We start from the raw sequence: 14,887 nt of genomic DNA on the forward strand, positions 1-14,887 counted from the left end.
GGCCCCCCAGGAAATGGCTCAGCCCTTCGTCATGCCGGATTTCTATGTTCCGTATCCGGCCCGGCTCAATCCCCACCTGGAGGCCGCCCGCACGCACACGTGCGACTGGGCGCGGGAGATGGGGATGCTGGAGGGCTCGGGGGTCTGGGAGGAGCAGGACCTCCAGTCCCACGACTACGCGCTGCTCTGCTCGTACACGCACCCCGACTGCGAGGAGGAGGCGCTGAACCTCGTCACCGACTGGTACACCTGGGTCTTCTTCTTCGACGACCACTTCCTGGAGGTCTTCAAGCGCACCCAGGACCGGGCGGGCAGCAAGGCCTATCTGGACCGGCTCCCCCTGTTCATGCCGGCGGACCCGGCCACCGGCATGCCCGAGCCGACCAACCCGGTCGAGGCGGGCCTGGCGGACCTCTGGCGGCGGACGGTCCCCGCGATGTCCGAGGGGTGGCGGGTGCGGTTCGCTGAGGCGACCGAGCATCTGCTCCACGAGTCCCTGTGGGAGCTCGACAACATCAACGACGGGCGGATCGCCAATCCCCTGGAGTACATCGAGATGCGCCGCAAGGTGGGCGGCGCGCCCTGGTCGGCCGGTCTCGTCGAGTACGCGGCGGGGGCCGAGGTCCCGGCCCAGGTGGCGTACTCCCGGCCGCTGCGGGTGCTCAGGGACGCCTTCTCGGACGCCGTGCACCTGCGCAACGACCTCTTCTCGTACCAGCGCGAGGTGGAGGAGGAGGGCGAGAACAGCAACGGCGTCCTCGTCCTGGAGCGGTTCCTGGGCTGCACGACCCAGGAGGCGGCGAACGCCGTCAACGACCTGCTGACCTCGCGGGTCCAGCAGTTCGAGAACACCGCGCTCACCGAGGTGCCGCTGCTCGCCGCCGAGAAGGGGCTGAGCCCGGCGGAGTGCGCGGCCGTCGCGGCGTACGCGAAGGGGCTCCAGGACTGGCAGTCCGGCGGTCACGAGTGGCACATGCGCTCCAGCCGGTACATGAACGAGGGCATGGTCGGCGGTCCCTCGCACCTGGACGGGATCATCGGCACCTCCGCGCTCGACATCCGCACCCTCTTCGGCCGGCCGGCGGCGGCGCGGCACCGGGCGTTCACGCACGCCCCGCACCAGCACGTGGGGCCCTCCCTGCTGCCCGAGTTCGACCTGCCGTACCCGCTCACGATCAACCCCCACCACGCGGCGGCGCGGCAGCACACCGTGGACTGGGCGGAGCGGACGGGGCTCCTGGACGACCTCTGGGACCGGCCGATGGCGGAGGGGTTCGACCTCGCGCTGTGCGCGGCGGGTCTCGATCCGGACGCGCCCCTGGAGGAGCTGGAGCTCAGCGCCGACTGGCTGACCTGGGGCACCTACGCGGACGACTACTATCCGGCGGTCTTCGGACGGACGGGCAGTCTGGCCGGCGCGAAGGAGCAGAGCGACCGGCTCAAGGCCTGCATGCCGCTCGACGAGCCGGCGGCCGGCGCGGCGCTCGCGGTGAATCCGCTGGAACGGGCGCTCGCGGACATCTGGGAGCGGACGGCCACGCCGATGACGAGCGCGGCACGGGCGCAGCTGCGGGCCTCGCTGGACGTGATGCTGGACAGCTGGATGTGGGAGATGCACAACGTGCTGCAACACCGGGTGCCCGATCCGGTCGACTACATCGAGATGCGGCGCAGCACCTTCGGCTCGGAGCTGACCATGCTGCTGTGCCGGCTGCGGCAGGACGCGACGCTGCCGCCGGAGCTGTTCCGCTCGGGGACGGTGCGCAGCCTGGAGAACGCGGTCATGGACTACGGGGCGCTGGTCAACGACCTCTTCTCGTACCAGAAGGAGATCGAGGTCGAGGGCGAGGTGCACAACGGTGTTCTGGTGCTCCAGAAGTTCTTCGACTGCGACTACCCGACCGCGGTGTCGATGGTCGACGACCTGATGCGGGGCAGGCTGCGCCAGTACGAGACGCTGAAGGAGCGCGAGATCCCTTTGCTGTACGAGGACTTCGGTCTCGACGCGGCGGGCCGTGAGGCCTTCGAGGCGTATCTGCGCGAGCTGGAGGACTGGCTCGCGGGCGTCCTCAACTGGCACCGGAAGGTGCGGCGTTACGGTGCGGAGGACGTCCGCGCGGGCAGTGGCAGCCCGCTGCTGCTGCGGGGCCCGAGGGGGCTCGGCACCTCGGCGGCGCGGATCTCGGAGCTGCTCGGCGCGGGACCCCGCTGACGTGACGTACGCCGAAGGCCTCCGGAAACCGCCCGGAGGCCTTCGGTCCTGCTGTCAGGGGCGACGGCCGCGCAGTTCGTCGAGTTCGCGGCGCTCGCGCTTGGTGGGGCGCCCCGCGCCCCGGTCGCGCACCGCGGCGACGGGGACGTGCTCGCGCGGCGGCGGGGGCGGGCTGTTGTCCACGTACGCCTCGGCGGCGACCGGCGGGCCGACCCGCTTGACGTGGAGCTCCTTGACCTCGACGATCCGCTCCCGGCCGCCGTGGAAGATCCTGACCTCGTCGCCGGGCTTCACGGCCTGGGCAGGCTTGACCCGCTCACCGTTGACCTTGACGTGTCCGGCCCGGCAGGCGGCCGCGGCCTGCGAGCGGGTCTTGGTGAGACGGACCGCCCAGATCCAGGCGTCGACGCGCGCGCTCATCGGCCCCCGCTCCCCCGTCAGCCCTGCTGGAACAGCTCGGCGGGCAGCGGCTTGAGCAGCGCGTACAGATCGTCGGTGATCGGCCGGTCCCAACTGGCGATCGTCACGAGGACGTTGTCGCTGCGGTCGAACTGGACGCAGGAGATGCGGCTCTCGGAGAGCTTGAGGCGGCGCACGATGAGGAGGTTGTCACCCTGCATGACGGGGACGTCCTCGGTGTCGAGGACCTCGACCGGCTCGTCGTTCTCCAGGGCGGCGAGGAGCTGCGCGACCTCGAAGGGGATCTGGCCGTCGGCGAGCTCGCGCGCCGGGGAACCCTCGGGGAGGTTGCCGATGATCATCGCGGGTCCGCGGCCGCCGAACAGGTCGTAGCGGAGGAACACGCCCTGGCAGGAACCGTCGGGGGCGGGCAGCAGACCGGCGCCGAGATTGCCGGGCCAGTCCCCCGGATCCATGGCCAGGACATCGAAGTCCGGACCCGCGGGTGTGGCGGCGCTGCGGCGGCGGAGGAAGGACATACGGCCATGGTACGTGCCCGGGCGCGCGACGCGACGCGCCGGGCGGCCGCCTCGGGCCGGCCCCGCCCGCCGGGGCCGCCGAACGTCCGCGAGGCCCATCGGGGGCGCGGCCCGGGCCTCGTCGCCGAGGCCGCCGGGCGCCCCGGCCCCCGGCCGGGACCGGTCTCCGCACCGCCGGTGAGACGGCCGCCCGCGTCCGGCGGACGGCGCACCCTCAGCGATCGACCGGGCGCTCCGGGTGACCGGCGAGGCTGCGAGCGCGTATGCCCGGGAGGCCGGGGCCTCGGTCGTCCGGCAGGCCCGGCGCCTGGCCCCGCGATGGCCCCGGCAGGGCCGCGGGGCCGGTCGAGACCGTCAGCCGGTCACGTCGGCCGACCGCTCCGAGAGCGCGCCCAGCAGGGCCAACGCCTCGCCCGCGCGGTCGTGTTCGACGAAGAGGTGGTCGTGATGGAATCCGGCCACCACGTTGCAGCTCATGCCCGCCGCGGCGAGCTCGGTCGCGACCGCCGCCGTGAGCCCGACGGCGTCGAGCGCGGAGTGCACCCGGAGCGTGATCCGGCCGGCCACGTAGTCGTACGCGAGCCCGGCGGCGTCCGCCTCCTCCTGCCGTACGACGAGGGTGAGGCCCTCGGTCTCGGTGACGGTGACGACGGGGGCGACCCCGGCCGGGGCGGGGCCGTCCACCGTGGTGAAGACGTAACGGCCGGGGTCGAGTTCCGGGCGCATCCCGGCGAGCAGCTTGGTCAGGTCACGTTCCGCGTTCATGGAGGTCAGGGTAGGTGCCCTCCGGCGGCGGCCTCAGCCGGTGGGCGGGGTGTCTCCCACGAGCCACATGGCGAAGAACTGGGCGCCGCCTCCGTAGGCGTGGCCCAGCGCCCGGCGGGCGCCCTCGACCTGGTGCTCGCCGGCGTCCCCCCGTACCTGCAGGGCGGCCTCGGCGAAGCGGATCATCCCGGAGGCTCCGATGGGGTTGGTGGAGAGCACCCCGCCCGAGGGGTTCACGGGCAGGTCGCCGTCGAGTTCGGTGACCCCGGCCTCGGTGAGCTTCCAGCCCTCGCCCTCCTCGGCGAAACCGAGGTTCTCCAGCCACATCGGTTCGTACCAGGAGAACGGCACGTACATCTCGACGGCGTCGATCTCCCGCCGGGGGTCGGTGATGCCGGCCTGCCGGTAGACGTCGGCCGCGCAGTCCCGGCCGGCCTGCGGGGAGACGAAGTCCTTGCCCGCGAAGAGGGTGGGTTCGCTGCGCATCGCCCCGCCGTGCACCCAGGCGGGCGGGCGGGGCGCGCGGTCGGCGCCGGCGCGGTCGGTGAGGATCATGGCGCAGGCGCCGTCCGAGGAGGGGCAGGTCTCGGAGTAGCGGATCGGATCCCAGAGCATCGGGGAGGCCTGGACCTTCTCCAGGGTGAGGTCGTGCTCGTGGAGGTGGGCGTACGGGTTCTTCAGGGCGTTGCGCCGGTCCTTGTACGCGACGAGGGAGCCGATCGCGTCGGGGGCGCCGGTGCGGCGCATGTACGCGCGCACGTGCGGGGCGAAGAAGCCGCCGGCGCCGGCGAGCAGCGGTTGCTGGAAGGGGACGGGCAGGGAGAGTCCCCACATGGCGTTGGACTCGGACTGCTTCTCGAAGGCGAGGGTGAGGACGGTCCGGTGCACGCGCGCGGAGACCAGGTTCGCGGCGACGAGCGCGGTGGATCCGCCGACCGAGCCCGCCGTGTGGACCCGCAGCATGGGCTTGCCGACCGCGCCGAGCGCGTCGGCCAGGTACAGCTCCGGCATCATGACGCCCTCGAAGAAGTCGGGCGCCTTGCCGATGACGACGGCGTCGATGTCCGCCCAGGTCAGTTCGGCGTCCGCCAGGGCGCGGAGGGCGGCCTCGCGGACGAGTCCGGCGATCGAGACGTCCCTGCGGGCGGCGACGTGCTTGGTCTGGCCGATGCCGACGACGGCCACGGGCTCTTTCGATGTCACAGCCTCAGGCACGGTTCTCTCCTTCCAGGACGGCGACCAGGTTCTGCTGGAGGCAGGGTCCCGAGGTCGCGTGGGCGAGGGCGCGGTCGGACTCCCCGCGGTGGATGCGGGCGGCGGCCTCACCGAGCCGGATGAGGCCCGCGGCCATGACAGGGTTGGCGGCGAGGGCGCCGCCGGAGGGGTTGATCGTCACGCTGTCGTCGAGCCCGAGGGCCTTCCTCAGGACGACCTCCTGGGAGGTGAAGGGCGCGTGGAGTTCGGCGGTGTCGACGGGCCGTTCGAAGGCTCCGGCGCGTTCGGCGGCGAGGCGGGTGGAGGGCGAGTCGGTGAGGTCGCGGACGCCGAGGGAGTGGGCCTCGATCCGGTGGTCCATGCCCCGGATCCAGGCGGGGCGCTCACACAGCTCGCGGGCCCGGTCGCCGACGGCGAGGATCACGGCGGCGGCGCCGTCGCCGATGGGCGGGCAGTCGCCGGTACGGAGGGGCTGGACGGCGTATGCGCCCTGGGGGCGGGCGCCCGGCAGCTGGGCGTGGGGGTTCGTCCTGGCGTCCTCGCGGCTGCGGGCGGCGATCGCGGCGAGGGCCGGCTCGTCGGTGTCGCCGGCGTCGACGAGGGCCTGGGCCTGGAGGGCGGCGAGGGCGACGGAGTCGGGCCAGAGCGGGGCGAGGTAGTACGGGTCGAGCTGGCGGGTGAGGACGTCGCGGACGGAGCCCGGCGAGGACTTTCCGTAGGAGTAGACGAGGGCCGTGTCGGCCTCGCCGGTGAGGAGCTTCACCCATGCCTCGTAGAGCGCCCAGGCGCCGTCCGCCTCGACGTGGGACTCGGAGATCGGGGGCCAGGCGCCGACGCCGTCGAGAGCCATGGTGAAGGAGAAGGCGCGCCCGGCGAGGTAGTCGGAGGAGCCGGAGCAGGTGAATCCGATGTCGGAGGCCTTCAGGCCGGTCTGCCGCTGCACCTCGTGCAGCACGGGCATCACCATCTCGACCTCGGAGAGGTCGTCGGTGCGCCGCCGGTGGTCGCTCTGGGCGAACGCGACGATCGCCACCTCTCGTTCCGCTGTCACAGCAGCTCCTTGTAGGTGTCGTAGTCGGCGTCGGGCTCGCCGGTGGGCCGGTAGTGGTCGGGGTAGCGGCCGTCCTCGCTCCACACGGGTTCGACGCGCAGGCCCATGCGGACCTCGTCGTAGGGGATGCCGCCGATGCGGCCGTGGAGGGCGAGCCCGGCGCCGTCGAGGGCGATGTGGGCGTAGACGTACGGGACCTCGATGTCGAGGTTCTTCGCCTTGATGTTGACGATGCAGAAGGTGGTGACGGTGCCGCGGGGGCCGACCTCGACCTGGTCGGTGGTGGCGACCCCGCAGGTGGGGCAGGCGCCGCGGGGCGGCACGTACACCTTGGCGCAGGAGGGGCAGCGCTCGCCGACCGTGCGGCGCTCGGCGAGCCCGTGCAGATAGCGGGTCTGGGCGCGGCCGGGGCTGTACGTGTAGTCGAGGCGGGCGGGGGCGACGATGCCGGTCACCGGGTCCTCGAACCGGCCGTCGTGGGCGGTGGGTTCGTACGGTGCGGTGCTCTCGTACGGCTCGAAGCAGGCGATGTCCGTGATGGCGCCGGCCCGTTCGGCGGCCCAGCGGATCCGCACCCGCATGCCCGTGCGGACGGCCTCGGGGCCGGGGGCGTCGAGGGCGTGGAGGAGGGCGGTGTCGGCGCCGTCGAGGCGGACGAGGACCCAGGCGAAGGGGGTCGCGAGGGGCTGCCCCGGGCGGGGCTCGGGGTTCCAGGCCCAGGTGGTGACGGTGCCGGTGGCGGCGACCTCGACGAGCTCGCGGAGTTCGGCGGCGGTGGCGGGGTCGTACTCGACGGGCGGGACGAGCACCGCACCCGCCTCGGTGCGCACACCGAGGACGGTGCGCTCGCGCAGCCCGGTGAGGAAGGCGGACTGCACGGGGCCGAGGGAACGGGTGAAGGGGAACTCGACGACGAGGGGCGCTCGGAGGGCCTCCGGCGGTTGGGTCATGGTCATGTGCGGGCTCCTTGGTCGGGCCGGTCGGTACGGGCGTCGGTACGGGGCCGCTGCGCGGGGCCCTCTCCCCACCCCGCCCCTTCCCGTAACCGGGGGGCTCCGCCCCCGGACCCCGGCGCCTCAAACGCCGGCGAGGCTGAGGCTTCCGCCCGGCGGGCGGAGATTCAGCCCGTCCGGCGATCGAGGACACGGCCGAAGGCCGTACGGGGATCTGGGGGCTTGCCCCCGGTTCGGGAAGGGGCGGGGTGGGGAAAGGTCACTCCCGCCGGTACACCGCCGGCCTCTTCTCCGCGAACGCCCTCGCCCCCTCCTTCGCGTCCGCCGTGTCGAAGATCGGCCACCCCCTCTTCAGCTCGGCGGCGAGCCCCTCCGTCTCGGTCAGCTCGGCCGTCTCGTACACGGACGCCTTGACCGCCTCGACGGCCAGCGGCCCGCAGGCGTTGATGCGTTCGGCGATGTCGAGGGCGGCGTCCAGCGCGGTGCCGTCGGGGACGACGCGGCCGACGAGGCCGATGGCGGCGGCCTCCTCGGCGCTGTACGGGCGTCCGGTGAGGAGCATTTCGAGGGCGTGGGTGCGGGCGATCTGGCGGGGCAGACGGACGGTGGAGCCGCCGATGGGGAAGAGGCCGCGCCGGACCTCGAAGAGGCCGAAGGTGGCGGAGGCGGCCGCGACCCGGATGTCGGTGCCCTGGAGGATCTCGGTGCCGCCGGCGACGCAGTACCCCTCGACGGCCGCGATGACGGGCTTGCGGGGGCGGTGGTGGCGGAGCATCGCCTTCCAGTGCAGGTCGGGGTCGGCCTTGAGCCGGTCCCGGTACTGCTCGCCCTCCATGCCTCTCCCCGCGAGGGCCTTGAGGTCCATGCCCGCGCAGAAGGAACCGCCCGAGCCGGTGAGGACGATCGAGCGGACGCCGTCGTCGGCGTCGGCCTCCAGCCAGCCGTCGTACAGGCCGACGAGCATCGGCAGTGAGAGGGCGTTCTTGGCCTCGGGCCGGTTCAAGGTGAGGACGAGCGTGGCGCCTTCGCGCCGGACGCTGAGGTGTTCGGTGCCGCCCATGGGGGTCTCCCGTCTCCAGTTCTGGAACAGGTTGCAGGAGCCGGGGGTCCAGTTCAATAGTTTTCTGACACTCAGTCAGATTCTTCTGCGCACCCCCTTCCGTCGGTGACGTGTCGGCGCTCTAATGACCGCCACGTCCATGTGAACCAGTGCGAGCCGGGGTCAGGAGGAACGGTGGAGTACAACCTTGCCGACCTGTTCGAATCGGTCGTCGACGTGGTCCCCGACCGCGAGGCGCTGGTGTACGTCGACCATCCCGGCACGGGCGCGGAGCGGCGGCTCACCTACGCCGAGCTCGACGCCGCCGCCAACCGGATCGCGCACCACCTGACCGACGCGGGCATCCGGCCCGGCGAGCACCTCGGCCTCCACCTGTACAACGGCGTCGAGTACCTCCAGACCGTCCTCGCCTGCCTCAAGGCCCGGATCGTGCCGGTCAACGTGAACTACCGGTACGTGGAGGAGGAGCTCGTCTACCTGTACCGGGACGCGGACCTGGCGGCGCTCGTCTTCGACGCCGAGTTCACCGGCCGGGTCGCCGCGGCGCTGCCGCAGACGGAGAAGCTGCGGCACCTCGTGCGGGTGGGGACCCCGCCCTCCCGTCGCCCGACCGCCGCCCCTCAAGGAGCTGCTGCGCAGCGCAGCGTCGAGGACGCCCCGGCGCTCGACTGCGTGCCGTTCGCCGAGGCGGAGGCCTCCGGCTCCTCCGAGCGCGGCTTCGGTCCCCGCTCTCCCGACGACCTGTTCATCATCTACACCGGCGGCACGACCGGCATGCCCAAGGGGGTCCTGTGGCGTCAGGAGGACCTCTTCTTCGCGGGGCTCTTCGGCGGTGACCCGTCGGGCGAGCCCGTGAAGCGGCCCGAGGAGCTGGCGGAGCGGGTCGCGGCCGGGGGCGCCGGCATCACCTTCTTCCCCGCGCCGCCGCTCATGCACGGCACCTCCACACTGACCGCGTTCATCGCGCTCAACTACGGGCAGCGGGTCGTCCTGCACCGCAAGTACGTGCCCGAGGAGGTGCTGCGCACCCTGGAGAAGGAGAAGGTCTCCAGCATCTCCCTGGTCGGGGACGCGATGCTGCGCCCGCTCGTGGACGCGCTGCGCGGACCGCTCAGGGGCACGGACCTCTCCGCGCTCTTCAGCCTCTCCTCGTCCGGGGCGATCATGTCCGAGACGGTACGGACCCAGCTCCAGGAGCTCATGCCGAACGTCCTGCTGCTCAACAACTTCGGCTCCACCGAGTCGGGTTCCAACGGGCGCGCCACCGACGACTCGGGTCCGGCCAAGGGCTTCCGGCTGCACGTCAACGAACGCACCCAGGTCGTCGACCCGGCGACCCGGGTCCCCGTCGCGGCGGGCGAGACCGGCCGCCTCGCCCAGCGCGGCCACGTCCCGCTCGGCTACTACAACGACCCGGCCAAGACCGCCGAGACCTTCTTCGAGCGGGACGGGGTGCGGTGGGTGCTCCTCGGTGACATGGCGACCGTGGACGAGCAGGGCGTCGTGACCGTCCTGGGCCGCGGCTCCCAGTGCATCAACACGGGCGGCGAGAAGGTGTACCCCGAGGAGGTCGAGCAGGCGCTCAAGTCCCACCCCGACGTGTACGACGCGCTGGTCGCCGGTGTCCCCGACGCCCGCTGGGGCAACCATGTCGCCGCCGTGGTCCAGCTCCGGGCCGGGGCGGAGCCACTGGACCTGGAGGCCCTCCAGACCCACTGCCGGCAGCAGCTGGCGGGCTACAAGGTCCCCCGCCAGCTGGTCCTCACCGACCGCATCCAGCGCTCCCCCAGCGGCAAGGCGGACTACCGCTGGGCCCGCGCGGTGGCGGTGGAGGCCGACGCGGACTCCTCCTGAGGCGGCGCGTACCGGATCCCGTTAGAGCCCGAACTCCCTGATCGCCGCCAGGAATTCGGCCGGTCGGGCGTTGTGGATGAGATGGCCGGTCTCGATCGTGACGAGGCGGGCGCCGGGGATGGTGTCGGCGAGGGCGGAGAGCTGCTCCTGGGGCACGTGGCTGGTCGGGCCGCCCGCGAGGACGAGGGTGGGAGCGGTGATCGCGGGGAGTTCCTCGCGCCAGGCCGGGTCGGGGGCGTTCAGCTGGGCGTCGGTGGTGCGGACGATCTCCCAGTCGAAGGCGAGGGGGCCTTCGGGACGCTCGGCGACGGGGCGCGGCGGGTCGAGGGGGACGAAGGCGGGCGCCTCCTCCAGCACGAGGCGGCCGATGAGGCCCGGTTCGCGCTGGGCGAGGAGGTACGCGGCGGCGGCGCCCATCGAGTGGGAGACGACGGTGGCGCCGGTGAGGCCGAGGGCCTTGAGGAAGCCGCCGAGTTCGTCGCGGAAGTCCTCGAAGCCGTAGGCGCCGGGCCGGTCGCTGAGTCCGTGGCCGCGCAGGTCCACCGCGTACACCCGGTGGTCGGCCGCGAGGTCCGCGGTGATCTCCGTCCAGGTCGTGCTGTCGTTGCCGCGACCGTGGACGAGGACGACGGGGCGGGCGTCCTCGGGCCCCGCGACCCGGTAGGCGAGCCGTACGCCGTCCACGGTCACCGTGCGGACGGCGGGGTCGAGGAAGGCGGCGACCGGGCGGACGAAGGCCTCGGCGTCGTCGACCCAGGGGAAGTGTCCGGCGCCCGGCTGGACGACGAGCTCCGCGTGCGGGAAGAGCGCCGCGGCCTCGGCCGCCTTGGCGGGCGTCGGGCCCGCGTCGTACTCGCCCGCCAGGATCAGGACCGGCGCGGTGAGCGCGCCGATCGCGCGGCGGGTCGTCTCCGGGTCGTAGGCACCCTCGCCGTGGTAGACGGGGGCGGCCTCCCAGTTCGTCTCATGGTCGGTGGCCGCCGCGTGCTCCTGGGCGGCGGCGTCCCAGCGGCCGTAGGCGAAGGGGGCGGTGATCTCGTAGACACGGCGCAGCGGGGTGTCCGGGCCGATCGTGTCCAGCGCGGCCCTGGCCTCCGGATACCACTCCTGGTCGCCGAAGACCTCGACGGACTTGTCCCACTCCTCGTCGGTGGCCGTGACGCCGAGGGCGCGTCCGAGGGAGGTGACGAGGACGAGGGAGCGGATCCGCTCGGGGTGGGCTGCGGCGTACAGGACGGCGAGGTTGCCGGCCGCCGAGTGACCGAGGAGGTCGATCCGCTCCAGGCCGAGGTGGGCGCGGAGGGCCTCGACGTCGCCGACCTGACGGTCGCAGCGGTACGTGCCGGGGTCGGCGGGCTCCGCGCTCGCGCCGGTGCCGCGGGCGTCGAGCAGGACGAGGGCGCGGTGGGCGGCGAGACCGCCGAGGTCCCCGAGGTACGCGGCGTGACGCATCGGCCCGCCCGCCAGGCAGACGAGCGGCTCACCCTCCCCCTGTACGCGGTAGGAGAGTTCGGTTCCGTCAAAGCTGGTGAACGTCGGCATGCCGCCGATCCTCACCGACCCCGGTGATCACGGCAATCGGTTTCGCCGTGAGCGCCAAGCCGGGAGCAGCAGGTCGGCGGCGCGATACGGTGGAGGACCGTCCACGAACCGCGAAGGAACCGTTCCACCGTGCCCGAGACCCGGGAATCCGCCCTGCGCGGCGACTGCGCCAACTGCTTCGGCCTGTGCTGCGTGGCGCTGCCCTTCGCCAAGTCGGCCGACTTCGCCGTGAACAAGTCGTCGGGCGAGCCCTGCCGGAACCTCCAGGAGGACTTCCGCTGCGGGATCCACACCCGGCTGCGGCCGAGCGGTTTCCAGGGCTGCACGGTGTACGACTGCTTCGGCGCCGGCCAGCAGGTCTCCCAGGTGACCTTCGCCGGCGTGTCCTGGCGCGAGGCTCCGGAGACGGCCCGGCAGATGTACGAGGTGTTCCCGGTGGTGCGCCAGCTGCACGAGCTGCTGCGCTACCTCACGGAGGCCCTGGCGCTGCGGACGGCCCGCCCCGTCCACGCCGAGCTGCGGGCCGCGCTGGCCCGGGTCGAGGAGCTCACCGCCGGCCCGCCGGACGCGCTGGAGAAGCTGGACGTGGCCGCGGTGCGCGCCGAGGTCAACCTGCTGCTCCTGCGGACGAGCGAACTGGTCCGCGCCACGGCCGGCGGCCGCCCGAAGAGCCGGCGCGGGGCGGACCTGATCGGCAAGCGGCTGCGCGGGGCGAAGCTGCGGGGCACGGACCTGCGCGGGGCGCTGCTCATCGCCGCCGACCTGACGGGGGCCGATCTGTCGCTCGCGGACCTGATCGGCGCGGACCTGCGGGACGCCGACCTGTCGGGCGCGGACCTCACGGGCGCCCTCTTCCTGACGCAGCCCCAGCTGAACTCGGCTCGGGGGAACGCGGCGACCCGCCTCCCCGAGGGCTTCGACCGCCCGGCGCACTGGGCGGCCTGACACACCCCCGGGAGCTCAGTGGGGCACGGTCACGACGATCTTGCCCACCTGGTGGCCTGCCTCCATGGCCCGGTGCGCGGCCACGATCTCGTCGAGCGTGAAGGTCCGGTCGACGGCCGCTTCGAAGTACCCGCCGCGCAGCCCGGACTCGACGAAGGCGCGGGCCCTGCGCAGCCGCTCGGGGTCCCTGGTCGTCTCGGGCATCGTGTACGTCCGGAGGGAGACGGCGGGCATGCCGAGGTCGAAGCCGGGGTACGGGGTCGGCAGCCCGCTCACGGCGCCGTAGAGCAGCACGGTGCCGCCGGGGGCGAGGGCCCTGACGAGGTCCGTGACGCCGGGTCCCGCGACGCCGTCGAAGGCGAGGTCGGCGCCGCGCCCGCCGGTGAGGTCGCGCACCCGCTCGGCCACGTCCTCCTCGTCGGTGACGATCACCTCGGCCGCGCCCGCCTTGAGCAGGGCGTCCCTCTTGGCCCGGGTGCGGGTGGTGGCGAGGGGTGCGGCGCCGATCCGGTGCGCGGTCCTGAGGGCGGCCAGTCCGACGCTGCTGGAGGCGCCGGTCACGACGACGGTGTCTCCCGCGCGCATCCCGCCGACCTCGACGAGGCCGCCGTACGCCGTGACGTACGGCATCCACACGGCGGCGCCCTCGACGGGGCCGAGGCCCTCGGGGCGGGGGACGAGGGAGGAGGCCGGGACGACGGCGCGCTCGGCGTAGACGCCGTGGTCGTTCATGGAGAAGGAGGGCACGACGCTGACCTCCTGCCCGGCCGCGAACCCGGCCACCCCCTCTCCGACGGCCTCGACGACCCCGGCGGCCTCCAGTCCGATCCGGGCGGGGAACCGCCGGGCGGGCTCGATGTAGCGGCCCGACCGGAAGAGCGCCTCGGCACGGTTGAGACCGATGGCCTCCACCCGGAGCAGCACCTCACCGGGCCCCGGCTCGCCCACCTCGACGTCCTCGATCCGGAGCACCTCCGGACCGCCGTACTCGTGGAACAGCACCGTCCTGGCCTTGCTCATCGGGTTTCCCCTCCCCGCTCGGTGACGGCGGCGGGCGGACCGCTCCGCCGCCGCACCCAGCCAAGCGCAAGGTTCGACCACTGTCAAACTTTGATGTTCATGAAACTTTGACGCCTGTCGTACGATGCTTCCCGGAGGTCGACGAGACGATGAGAGCAGTGGCAGGCACCGGCCGACGGGAGCGCGTCCCGCCCCACCCCGACCTGCGCGAGATCAGCCTCCAGCAGGTCCTGGACGCGCTGGTCGACCCGGTCAGACGACGGATCGTCGCCGAGCTGTACGCGGCGGGCGAGGACCTCGCCTGCGGCACCATCGAGCTGCCGGTCAGCAAGTCCACGGCGACGCACCACTTCCACGTCCTGCGCGAAGCGGGCCTCATCCGCCAGCACTACGCGGGCACCTCGCGCATGAACACCCTGCGCCACGAGGAGTTCGAGGAGCGCTTCCCGGGCCTCCTGCGGGCCGTCGTGACCGCACACGAGGGCGACACCTCCGGCTGACCCGCGATCGCCGGAGGAGGCAGGACACCCCCTAGACCTCGTACGCGTACGGCGTCGTGGTCGACAGGGTCAGGAAGCCGAGGCGGTGGAGGATCGGGCGGCTGGTGGGCGCCGCGTCGACCTGGACGTAGCGGTGGCCTCGGGCGGCGGCGATGCGGGCGCGGTGGGCGACCAGGGCGCGGTAGAGGCCGCGGCCGCGCCAGCCCTCGACGGTGCCGCCGCCCCAGAGGCCCGCGAAGTCCGTGCCGGGGTACAGCTCCATGCGGGCCGCGCTGACGGGTTCGCCGGCGGCGAGGGCGACGACGGCGGTGACCGTGCCCGGGTCGGCCGCGAGCCGGTCCAGGAGCTGGCGGCCGATCTTCGAACTGTCGGTGCCGAAGGCGCGCTCGTGGACCTCGACCACCTGGCGGACCCCGGCCTCGTCGGTGACCGCGCGGAGCTCGACACCGTCGGGGAGCGGGACCTCCCCGGGCAGGGCGGCGGCCTCGGCCGCCATCAGGGTCTCGGGCTCCTCGGGGGTGAAGCCCGCCGCGCGGAGCCGGTCACCGAGGTCGGCGGGGGTGTCGTGCCCGTACAGCTTCCACTCGAAGGACAGTCCGGCGGCGCGGTAGTGCTCGATCTGTCCGGCGATGGCGCGGTCGGCCCCGGCCGCGTCGAAGCCGGACCAGAGGACGCCGTTCCACGCGTGCGCGGGGCCCGTCTGGCGGACGACCGCGCCGACGCGCTCGACGCGGCAGCCGGGCCCGTCGGGGCGGGCTCCGCGCCGGAGCTGGAGGTCGTACAGGTCACGAAGGTGCTGGGGTTCCATGCGGGCCACTCCAGCACCGGTGTC

The 14,887-nt window shown here is 73.2% G+C and carries 14 protein-coding genes; 4 read left to right on the forward strand and 10 right to left on the reverse strand.

The features are described from left to right. Window positions 1-13: 13 nt before the first annotated feature. Complete coding sequence (locus ACF07V_RS18475; protein ID WP_392155311.1) at window positions 14-2,212, forward strand: germacradienol/geosmin synthase; 2,199 nt, start codon at window positions 14-16, stop codon at window positions 2,210-2,212. Window positions 2,213-2,266: 54 nt separating this feature from the next. On the opposite strand, the gene ACF07V_RS18480 is transcribed toward ACF07V_RS18475, so the two are convergent. The 7 genes from ACF07V_RS18480 to ACF07V_RS18510 form a co-directional block, all read right to left on the reverse strand. After that, on the reverse strand, window positions 2,267-2,632 hold the full coding sequence (locus ACF07V_RS18480) for an RNA-binding S4 domain-containing protein (protein WP_392155312.1): 366 nt from the start codon (window positions 2,630-2,632) through the stop codon (window positions 2,267-2,269). 17 nt (window positions 2,633-2,649) lie between these two features. After that, window positions 2,650-3,150, reverse strand: a complete 501-nt coding sequence (locus tag ACF07V_RS18485) for a hypothetical protein (protein WP_024757478.1) — start codon at window positions 3,148-3,150, stop codon at window positions 2,650-2,652. Between the two features lie 354 nt (window positions 3,151-3,504). Beyond that, on the reverse strand, window positions 3,505-3,915 hold the full coding sequence (locus ACF07V_RS18490) for an ACT domain-containing protein (protein ID WP_392155314.1): 411 nt from the start codon (window positions 3,913-3,915) through the stop codon (window positions 3,505-3,507). A gap of 33 nt (window positions 3,916-3,948) precedes the next feature. Beyond that, window positions 3,949-5,130, reverse strand: coding sequence for a thiolase domain-containing protein (locus tag ACF07V_RS18495; RefSeq protein ID WP_392155316.1), 1,182 nt, complete (start codon window positions 5,128-5,130; stop codon window positions 3,949-3,951). Beyond that, entirely contained in the window at window positions 5,123-6,181 is a 1,059-nt protein-coding gene (locus ACF07V_RS18500) for a thiolase domain-containing protein (RefSeq protein ID WP_392155318.1), read from the reverse strand. Before ACF07V_RS18500 ends, ACF07V_RS18495 begins: the two co-directional genes overlap by 8 nt. Next, window positions 6,178-7,137, reverse strand: coding sequence for a Zn-ribbon domain-containing OB-fold protein (locus ACF07V_RS18505; RefSeq protein ID WP_392155320.1), 960 nt, complete (start codon window positions 7,135-7,137; stop codon window positions 6,178-6,180). Before ACF07V_RS18505 ends, ACF07V_RS18500 begins: the two co-directional genes overlap by 4 nt. Before the next feature lie 256 nt (window positions 7,138-7,393). Then, window positions 7,394-8,194, reverse strand: a complete 801-nt coding sequence (locus ACF07V_RS18510) for a crotonase/enoyl-CoA hydratase family protein (protein WP_392155322.1) — start codon at window positions 8,192-8,194, stop codon at window positions 7,394-7,396. 174 nt (window positions 8,195-8,368) lie between these two features. On the opposite strand from ACF07V_RS18510, the gene ACF07V_RS18515 reads away from it, so the two are divergent. Then, window positions 8,369-10,048 carry an acyl-CoA synthetase gene (locus tag ACF07V_RS18515; protein WP_392155323.1) on the forward strand — a complete coding sequence of 560 codons (1,680 nt, stop codon included), beginning with the start codon at window positions 8,369-8,371 and terminating at the stop codon, window positions 10,046-10,048. Window positions 10,049-10,069: 21 nt separating this feature from the next. On the opposite strand, the gene ACF07V_RS18520 is transcribed toward ACF07V_RS18515, so the two are convergent. Continuing rightward, window positions 10,070-11,590: an alpha/beta fold hydrolase gene (locus ACF07V_RS18520; RefSeq protein ID WP_392155324.1), complete on the reverse strand. Its 1,521-nt coding sequence runs from the start codon at window positions 11,588-11,590 to the stop codon at window positions 10,070-10,072. 129 nt (window positions 11,591-11,719) lie between these two features. On the opposite strand from ACF07V_RS18520, the gene ACF07V_RS18525 reads away from it, so the two are divergent. After that, window positions 11,720-12,535: a pentapeptide repeat-containing protein gene (locus ACF07V_RS18525; RefSeq protein WP_392155326.1), complete on the forward strand. Its 816-nt coding sequence runs from the start codon at window positions 11,720-11,722 to the stop codon at window positions 12,533-12,535. Between the two features lie 15 nt (window positions 12,536-12,550). Here ACF07V_RS18525 and ACF07V_RS18530 read toward each other — a convergent pair whose 3' ends face one another. After that, the gene (locus ACF07V_RS18530; protein ID WP_392155327.1) at window positions 12,551-13,555 is read right to left on the reverse strand and encodes a zinc-dependent alcohol dehydrogenase family protein; all 1,005 of its coding nucleotides are present in this window, start codon (window positions 13,553-13,555) and stop codon (window positions 12,551-12,553) included. Between the two features lie 149 nt (window positions 13,556-13,704). Between ACF07V_RS18530 and ACF07V_RS18535 the strand changes: the two genes are divergently transcribed. Continuing rightward, the gene (locus ACF07V_RS18535; RefSeq protein ID WP_392155329.1) at window positions 13,705-14,055 is read left to right on the forward strand and encodes an ArsR/SmtB family transcription factor; all 351 of its coding nucleotides are present in this window, start codon (window positions 13,705-13,707) and stop codon (window positions 14,053-14,055) included. 31 nt (window positions 14,056-14,086) lie between these two features. On the opposite strand, the gene ACF07V_RS18540 is transcribed toward ACF07V_RS18535, so the two are convergent. Further along, window positions 14,087-14,863, reverse strand: a complete 777-nt coding sequence (locus tag ACF07V_RS18540; RefSeq protein WP_392155330.1) for a GNAT family N-acetyltransferase — start codon at window positions 14,861-14,863, stop codon at window positions 14,087-14,089. Window positions 14,864-14,887 lie beyond the last annotated feature (24 nt).

This window comes from Streptomyces sp. NPDC015661, from assembly GCF_043077765.1.
In the GTDB taxonomy this organism is placed as follows: domain Bacteria; phylum Actinomycetota; class Actinomycetes; order Streptomycetales; family Streptomycetaceae; genus Streptomyces.